A 7,209-nucleotide genomic window follows, 5' to 3' on the forward strand; every position below is an offset into this window, starting at 1 on the left:
CACGGACTTCGCCCGCCCCGGGCACATCCTGCCGCTGCGCGCGCGAGCCGGTGGCGTGCTGGAGCGGCCAGGACACACCGAGGCGGCGGTGGACCTGTGCCGGTTCGCGGGCGTGCCGCCCGTCGCGGCCATCGCGGAACTGGTGGACGACGACGGGTCGATGCTCCGCGGCGCCGCCGTCGACGCGCTGGCGAGCCGGTTCGGCCTGCCCGCGCTGAGCATCGCGGAGCTGATCGCCTACCGGCGCCGGAATCCCTTGCCGTTCCGGGAAGAGCCGCGCGTGGTGCGGACCGCCGACACCGAGTTGCCGACCCGCTACGGCAGCTTCCGCGCGCTGGGCTACCGCGACCTGAGCACCGGCGCCGACCATCTCGCACTCGTCCGCGACAGGCCGCGCGACGAGGTGATCGCGCGGGTGCACTCCGAATGCCTCACCGGCGAATCCCTCGGTTCGAGGCGCTGCGACTGCGGCCCGCAGCTCGACGACGCGCTGGCGCGGATCGGGCGCAACGGCGGGGTGCTCGTGTACCTGCGCGGCCACGAAGGCCGGGCCATCGGGCTGGCGAAAAAGCTGGCGGCCTACGAACTCCAGGACGCCGGACTGGACACAGTGGACGCCAACCTCCGCCTCGGCGAACCGGCCGACGCACGCGAATACGGTGCCGCGGCAGCGATCCTGCGGGACCTCGACATCACCCGGGTCCGGCTGCTGACCAACAACCCCGCCAAGATCCGGGACCTGGAAACCGGCGGAGTTTCCGTCGTGCTCCGGCTCCCGCTCACGACCGGTGCGGCGCCTGCGAACCTTCGCTACCTGGCCACCAAACAGCACCGCATGGGTCACCTGTTCGACGAGCCCGGGATCTCCCGCATCGCTGAGGCATGACGAGACGAACCGCCAGCGCCGGCGGCCACCCGTGCGACCGGAACTGATCATTCCGAGTCGTGGCCGTCGGGCGGCTGCAGAGGTCGATCGCGCCCGGCGGCCAGTCGGACGTGCGGTCCGTCAGCAGCGTCGTGGCCGGCAGCGACTCGAATCCCCCACGGCTCGCCGGTCATCAGCGCACCGCCTGGCCCGCGATCCAAACTCCGCGGATGTTTCGGGTGGCGAGGATGTCGGTGGTGGGGTCACCGTCGACGAGAAGCAGATCGGCCCGAAGCCCTTCGCGGATGCGGCCGCGATCGCGAAGACCGAACGCGTCGGCCGCGGCAGAAGTGGCGGCGGTGATCGCTTCGGCGGGGGTGAGGCCCGCTCGCACGAGGAGGTCGAGCTCGTCGTGGAGGGCCGCGCCGTGCTCGATGGTGTTCGGAGCGGTCGGATCGCTGTTGGCGTCCGTGCCCGCGAGGACTGTCGCGCCGGCCTGGTGCAAGGCCCGCACTGTTTCCTCCGGGTTGGTGTAGGTGATCTTTTTCGGCTTGAAGGGTGCGGGAAAGTGTTCGACGAGCTTCTTCATCATCACCAGCGTGGGTGAGACAGCGAGCCCCTGGTCGGCGATACGTCGTGTGTCCGCCACCTCGAGGCGCTCCGCGAGCGGCGCGTGGGTGAGCACGTCCGCGCCGGCGCGGGACGCGATCCGAAAGCTCTTCGCCGATGTCGCGTGCACGCACACCAGGAGCCCGGCCTCGTGGGCTGCCGCCACGATCGCGGACACGGTCACCTCGTCGAGTGGTTTCGGCTGGAACGGGAGCCGCTCGTCCAGCACGACCTTGATGTGGTCGACTCCGTCGGCGATCCGGTCGGCGACGAATCGTGCAGCGTCCTGCGGCCCGTGGACAACGCTGGACGACGGGTAGCCCATCTTTCGCACGGCGGTCCCGTTCGGGGCGCACGCCACCGCTCCCGCGCTGCGCAGATCCGCGAGCCCTTCGAGCCCGCGCAACGCCGATGTCGCGCGCCAGTCCGGAGATCCCATGTCCAGCACGGTCGTGACGCCCCACCGGCCGTACGCCTGCAGCTGCTGGACCGTCTCGATGTGCACGTGGGTGTCGATGAGTCCGGGTAGCAGCACCGCGCCACGCCCGTCGACGACTTCGGTTCCGTTCGCGGGTCTCGTGATGCGGCCGCCTGCGACAGCCACGTCAACGGGAGCGCTGAGCTCTCCGCTGTCGAAGACCCGAACGCCGGTCAGGATGAACCTGTCGCCCATGGGGCTCCTCCATGTCGGGCCGGTCGACAGCCGACCTAAACAGTGTTTAAGCTGACCATAGTAGATCCTGCGGGCTCGGCAAATGGGAAGGCGTTCCGTGGTGCGACGCGAGGTGATGCGCGAGAGACTGCTCGACGCCGCGATGGACTTGCTGGCCACCGGCGACCGCGAGCTCGTCTCCGTGCGGGACATCACCGCGGCTGCGGGCGTCAACGTTGCCGCGGTGACCACAGCATTCGGCGGCCGCAGTGCCCTACTGGACGCGTTGCTGGCCCGAATCCTCGTGCCGGTGAACCTCGAGCGGGCGCGCCGATTCGACCGGCTCACCACCGATGCGAGCGTCGAGGACGTGGTGCGGGCCTTCCTCGACCCTCTCGTAGCGCTCAGCGACGAGCCGGCGTCCGCCGTCCAGGGGGTGCTGTCGGCAGTCGCGGCCGATTCGACGGCCGGCCGCCGGCCGCTTGACCGAATACTCGAGGACCCGGGCGTGGGCAGGCTGATCGGCGAACTCCGGGGTCGCGGCCTCGTCCCCGCCGGTGAGGCAGCGCAGCGGGTCCGGCTGGCGGTGGGGACGATCCTCGCCTTCGCCGCCCTGTCCTCGGGCTCGGGCCTCTCCGACCGAGCCGAACGAGAACAGCTGGTCGCGTTCGTCACGGCGGGCCTTCGCGCTCCGGCCAGCCCGCCGTACGACCGCGAGGCACCTCGCGCGAAATCCTGAAGGTTCGAGGCACGCCGTCTTCAGTATGGCGGGCGGCTCCACGCTGCTCTAAGACCGTCAGCCATTCCGCCGGGCCGCGAGTGAGACAGCTCCGCCAACCCGGTCTCTCGATCGAGACCGTCGAATGCTCCGCGCATGATGAGCGACTTCCTGCCTGTTCGATCAGGAACGCGACGGGGTTGGCCTCGTACAGCAGCCGAAGCCGCCCGGGTTTCGCGGGATCCTTCGTGTCGCGCGGGTACAAGAACACTCCGCCGCGGGTGAGGATCCGGTGCGTCTCCGCCACCAGCGACGCGACGATCCCCTTGAAATCCTTCTCGCGCGGGCCGTTCACGCCCTGGCGGCACTCGTCGACGTAGCGCAGGACGGCAGGCTCCCAGAAGCGCCGGTTGGAGCTGTTGACCGCGTACTCCGCGGTCGTGCCGGGCAGCTTGATGTCCTGCCGCGTCAGGAAGAACTCGCCGAGGATCGGGTCGAGGGTGAAACTGTGCACCCCGGTCCCGACGGACAGCACCAGAACCGTGGCCGGCCCGTAGAGTGCGTAGCCGGCCGCGACCTGTTCGGTTCCCGGCCGGAGGAAGTCCTCGGTCGTCACGGGTGCGCCGGCGGTGGGCACCCACAGGATCGAGAAGATGCTGCCCACCGCGACGTTGACATCGATGTTCGACGACCCGTCCATGGGATACGGCTCCTCGAGTTCCTCCGACGCCATTCCGGCGAGATGGCCTCCCCACTCGTTGGCGCGCAGGAAGATGTCGTTCGCCACCACGTCGAGCTTCTGCTGGGCCTCACCCTGGACGTTGATCTGCCCGGAGATCGTCTTGCAGGCCAGCGCGACGTCGAGGATCAGGCCGTTCAGCTCGCCGCTGGATCCGGGATGCCGCCGTCGCTCTTCGATGAGGAACTGGGTCAGGGTCGAGCGCTCGGTCAGCATGTCGCTCCTCGGCCATCGGCTGCGGTCGTCGCGTGCTACCCGGAAACCAGCGACGGCACATCGCCGGATCCACCCGAGGGGTGATCGACGGGTTGGGTTCCCACCCTGCGCTCGCTGTCAGGTTCGACAAACTTCGTGCCCATACCTCGACGCTGAGCGGACACCGGCCTAGCGTCGCAGGCGGGAAGCCGGATCCGACGGGAGCACGCAATGAGCGAGCGACTTTCTGATTTCTTCGAGGACGCCCTGCGCCGGCACTTCGGCACCGGCGCCGGATCGCCGCCGGGAATCCGGCGAGCGGACGTCGACAAGCTGCTCTCCGACGACGGCCCCAGGCGCGTGGCGCTGGGCCGTCTCGCCGCACTGGATTGGGGTGGCCGCGAGGCCGCCGGCGGCGTCACGATCACGTCCGAACGTTTGCTCGTCACGCACCACGGACTGGTTTACCTCGCCGGGCTTACAGCGCAGAACCCCGGGCCACTCCGGGAGCTGCTCTACCTGTCGACGCCGCCGTCATTGCTGGACCCGATCGTCGACCGGATTGATACCAGCCGCATACCGCCGGGGGCGGCGGCCGCGGTGGATCGGCGGCTCGGCCGCGAACTGCACTTTGTTTGGCCGCTCGACACAAGCCTTCGCCGCCTGCTCGATGCCGCACCAATTCTGCTCATGGAATCGTCCACACAGCGATGACCTATCTCTAGGGGTGGCGCGCGGGACGGTTCACCCCTCGCCGTTCCAGTCCGCGTCGGCTCGGTCGGCCGCCGCGGTGCGTTCGTGGGCGTTTTCCCAAGCCCGGCGGGCGGTTTCTTCGTCGGGGTACGGGCCCAGCAGGTCCACGGCGCGCGAGTGCCGGCCGTGTTCGACCTCGCCCGTGCTCGTGTTGAAGTACCAGCCCGCTTCCGGGCCGGGGTTGGTCTCTTCGATCCAGCTCATCTCCGTCTCCTGTCGGTTCAGGTGCCCGGCAGCCAAGGTGACTGCCAGGCAGGGTGTCCGGCGACGAGGTCGTCGGCGGCGGGCGGACCCCACGTGCCGGCCGGGTAGGGCTTCACCGGTGGCGGGTACGCCAGCAGCGGCCGCAGGATGCGCCAGCTCTCCTCCACCGCGTCCTGCCAGGCGAACAGCCGGTCGTCCCCGGCCAAGGCGTCGGCCAGCAGGCGTTCGTACGGTGACTCCGGCGTGCCGAGATCCCGCTCGAACGTCGTGTCGAGCCGGACCGGGCGCCACCGGCCCGCACCGTCCAAACCGGACAACCGCAGCCGCAGGGCGGGCTCGGGGGAAATGCGCAGCACGAGCTGGTTCGCTTCGACCTGCGCGGCGTCCGGCAGGAAGCGCAACCGGGGCGTGTGGCGCAGGATCAGCCGCACCTCGGTGGCGGTCACCGGCAGGCATTTCCCGGCACGCAGGAAAACCGGCACCCCGGCCCAGCGCCAGCTGTCGATCGCCAGCTCGATGGCGACGTAGGTCTCGGTGTCCGAATCGGCCGCCACCCCGGGCACCGCCCGGTAGCCCTCGTACTGCCCGCGCACGCAGCCGCGCACCTCCACCGCCGGAATCGCCTTGAACACCTCCAGCTTCTTCGCCCGCAGGTCCGCCACGCCGGAGTCGACGGGCGCGTCCATCGCCACCAGCGCGAGCAGCTGCAGCAAGTGGTTCTGCACGACGTCGCGCACCGTCCCGACCGAGTCGTAGAACCGGCCGCGCCCGGCGACGTCCAGCTTCTCGGCCGTGGTGATCTGCACCGCCGCGACGCTGTCGCGATCCCACAGCTGCGCCATGACGTGGTTGGCGAAGCGCAGGTATTCGATCTCGATGACCGGTTCCTTGCCGAGGTAGTGGTCCACGAGCAGGAGCTGCCGCTCGTCGAGCACCTGGCGGAGCCGGGCACGCAGCTCCCGCGCCGACTCGAGGTCGGTGCCGAACGGCTTCTCCAGCGCGACCCGCGCGTCGGCCAGCAGGCCGGCCGCCGAAAGCCGCTCCACGACCGGCGCGAACAACGACGGCGGCAACGCGAGGTAGTGGAGCGGCCGGCGGATCCCGGCCAGCTCGGCCGCCAGCGCCTCGTACAGCCGAGGGTCGTTCGCGTCGCCGCCCACGTAGCTCATCCGGCGGGCCAGCCGCGCGAACACCGCTTCGTCGAACGGCACGTCGGACTTCTCGATCGCCCGGCGCGCCAGCTCGGTCAGGTCCGCCTCCGGCAGGTCACCGGAAGCGACCCCGACGACCCGGCATTGCAGTGCGCCGCGCCGTTCCAGCCGGTACAGCGCGGGCAACGTCATCTTCGTGGCGAGGTCGCCGGTGATCCCGAAGATCACCAGCGCGCCCGCGGTCCAGTCCGGCACGCGCGTCACCCCCGGCCCGCGGTCACAGGAGATCCCGGTCGTCCGGCGTCACGTCGCAGGTGCGCTCGGCGCCCGGCGGGGCCTCGACCCGGACCACCGAGGCGGTCCCGCAGCCGCGCCAGGCGACCGTGATCCCCTGCGGTTCGTCGTGCGGCGTGCCGATCGGCCCGCGGGCCTCGGTTTCGGCCGGGCCGACGTGGTAGGTCCGGATGTCCTCCGCGGTTCCGTCGACCGTCGTCACCTCGTAGGCGAAGAGCGCGACGCGCTGGCCGGCGGCCGGGAACCCGGGCGGCCACGGGTTGTCGAACAGCCCGCCCTGCGGCGTGCCGATGGTCTTGGCCGTGATGGTCTCGTTCATGGGACTTCCCCGGTGTCGGTGGACGGGTTTTCAGTGGCGGCGCGCGGAGCTCAGCTCCAGCGCCTGCAGCGCGGTCACCAGCTCGGCCAGGTCCCGCGGGTCGGACGGCGACCGGCCGGTCAGTTCCCGGATGCGGCGCAACCGGTTCCGGATGGTGTTGGCGTGGCAGTGCATGACCTGGGCCACCTGTTCGGACGCCCCGCCGGCGGCGAAGTACTCCCGCAGCGTTTCCAGCAGCACGTCGCGTTCCTCGGCGAGCAGGTCGAGCACCGGCCCGAAGACCTCGTTCGCCAGCCGCCGTCCCTCGTCGGGATCGTGGGCGACGAACGCGGCGAGCGGACTGGCGCTGAACGCGCGCACCTCGCGCCGTCCCGGCGAAATGCCGGCGAGCGCCGTGCGCGCCAGGTGCAGGGCGCGCGGGGTGTCGGTCAGGGAGCGGTAGACCGGGCTGACGCCGGTGCGCGCCAGCGCGACTTCCGGCAGCAGCGCCAGCATCGCGTCGTACTGTTCTTCGCGCAGCGAGACCACGCCGGCCTGCACGGACGGCGTGAGCTGCCACGCCGAGACGATGCCGAGCCGCGCCAGCCGCCCTTCGATGCCGGCCAGGCTCTCCTCGGCCAGCCCGCGCGTCTCGCCGGCGACGACGACCAGCACCCCGTCGAGCGACAGGCCGAGCAGCCGCCCGGCCTCCCACGGGCCGGCGTCGCCCA

The 7,209-nt window shown here is 70.8% G+C and carries 9 protein-coding genes; 3 read left to right on the forward strand and 6 right to left on the reverse strand.

Going from position 1 to position 7,209, the window contains the following annotated elements; translation table 11 throughout:
- A partial coding sequence (ribA, locus tag G3I65_RS08245; protein ID WP_160695563.1) for a GTP cyclohydrolase II occupies positions 1–886 on the forward strand: 886 nt, incomplete at its 5' end.
- 172 nt (positions 887–1,058) lie between these two features.
- On the opposite strand, the gene G3I65_RS08250 is transcribed toward ribA, so the two are convergent.
- Positions 1,059–2,306 carry an amidohydrolase family protein gene (locus G3I65_RS08250; RefSeq protein ID WP_160695564.1) on the reverse strand — a complete coding sequence of 416 codons (1,248 nt, stop codon included), beginning with the start codon at positions 2,304–2,306 and terminating at the stop codon, positions 1,059–1,061.
- Here G3I65_RS08250 and G3I65_RS08255 point away from each other — a divergent pair.
- On the forward strand, positions 2,263–2,865 hold the full coding sequence (locus G3I65_RS08255; protein WP_160695565.1) for a TetR family transcriptional regulator: 603 nt from the start codon (positions 2,263–2,265) through the stop codon (positions 2,863–2,865). The genes G3I65_RS08250 and G3I65_RS08255 overlap by 44 nt on opposite strands.
- Here G3I65_RS08255 and G3I65_RS08260 read toward each other — a convergent pair.
- Positions 2,798–3,799, reverse strand: a complete 1,002-nt coding sequence (locus G3I65_RS08260; protein WP_203612318.1) for a class 1 fructose-1,6-bisphosphatase — start codon at positions 3,797–3,799, stop codon at positions 2,798–2,800. The two genes, G3I65_RS08255 and G3I65_RS08260, sit on opposite strands and share 68 nt — an antisense overlap.
- Positions 3,800–4,009: 210 nt before the next feature.
- On the opposite strand from G3I65_RS08260, the gene G3I65_RS08265 reads away from it, so the two are divergent.
- Positions 4,010–4,492, forward strand: coding sequence for a glucose-6-phosphate dehydrogenase (locus G3I65_RS08265; RefSeq protein ID WP_160695566.1), 483 nt, complete (start codon positions 4,010–4,012; stop codon positions 4,490–4,492).
- 30 nt (positions 4,493–4,522) lie between these two features.
- Here G3I65_RS08265 and G3I65_RS08270 read toward each other — a convergent pair whose 3' ends face one another.
- The 4 genes from G3I65_RS08270 to G3I65_RS08285 form a co-directional block, all read right to left on the reverse strand.
- The gene (locus G3I65_RS08270; RefSeq protein ID WP_160695567.1) at positions 4,523–4,735 is read right to left on the reverse strand and encodes a DUF4170 domain-containing protein; all 213 of its coding nucleotides are present in this window, start codon (positions 4,733–4,735) and stop codon (positions 4,523–4,525) included.
- Positions 4,736–4,752: 17 nt separating this feature from the next.
- Entirely contained in the window at positions 4,753–6,141 is a 1,389-nt protein-coding gene (locus G3I65_RS08275) for a glucose-6-phosphate dehydrogenase (RefSeq protein ID WP_160695568.1), read from the reverse strand.
- 22 nt (positions 6,142–6,163) lie between these two features.
- Positions 6,164–6,499: a hypothetical protein gene (locus G3I65_RS08280; protein ID WP_160695569.1), complete on the reverse strand. Its 336-nt coding sequence runs from the start codon at positions 6,497–6,499 to the stop codon at positions 6,164–6,166.
- Positions 6,500–6,529: 30 nt separating this feature from the next.
- Positions 6,530–7,209: CdaR family transcriptional regulator (locus G3I65_RS08285; protein WP_160695570.1), on the reverse strand; the 680-nt coding region annotated here is incomplete at its 5' end.

It is taken from the genome of Amycolatopsis sp. SID8362, assembly GCF_010550475.1.
Classification (GTDB): domain Bacteria; phylum Actinomycetota; class Actinomycetes; order Mycobacteriales; family Pseudonocardiaceae; genus Amycolatopsis; species Amycolatopsis eburnea.

Bases quoted from the DNA above. Each gene is read 5' to 3' on its own strand.
- G3I65_RS08260 (WP_203612318.1), bottom strand. From the start codon at position 3,799: ATGCTGACCGAGCGCTCGACCCTGACCCAGTTCCTCATCGAAGAGCGA.
- G3I65_RS08265 (WP_160695566.1), top strand. From the start codon at position 4,010: ATGAGCGAGCGACTTTCTGATTTCTTCGAGGACGCCCTGCGCCGGCAC.
- G3I65_RS08280 (WP_160695569.1), bottom strand. From the start codon at position 6,499: ATGAACGAGACCATCACGGCCAAGACCATCGGCACGCCGCAGGGCGGG.
- G3I65_RS08255 (WP_160695565.1), top strand. From the start codon at position 2,263: ATGCGCGAGAGACTGCTCGACGCCGCGATGGACTTGCTGGCCACCGGC.
- G3I65_RS08270 (WP_160695567.1), bottom strand. From the start codon at position 4,735: ATGAGCTGGATCGAAGAGACCAACCCCGGCCCGGAAGCGGGCTGGTAC.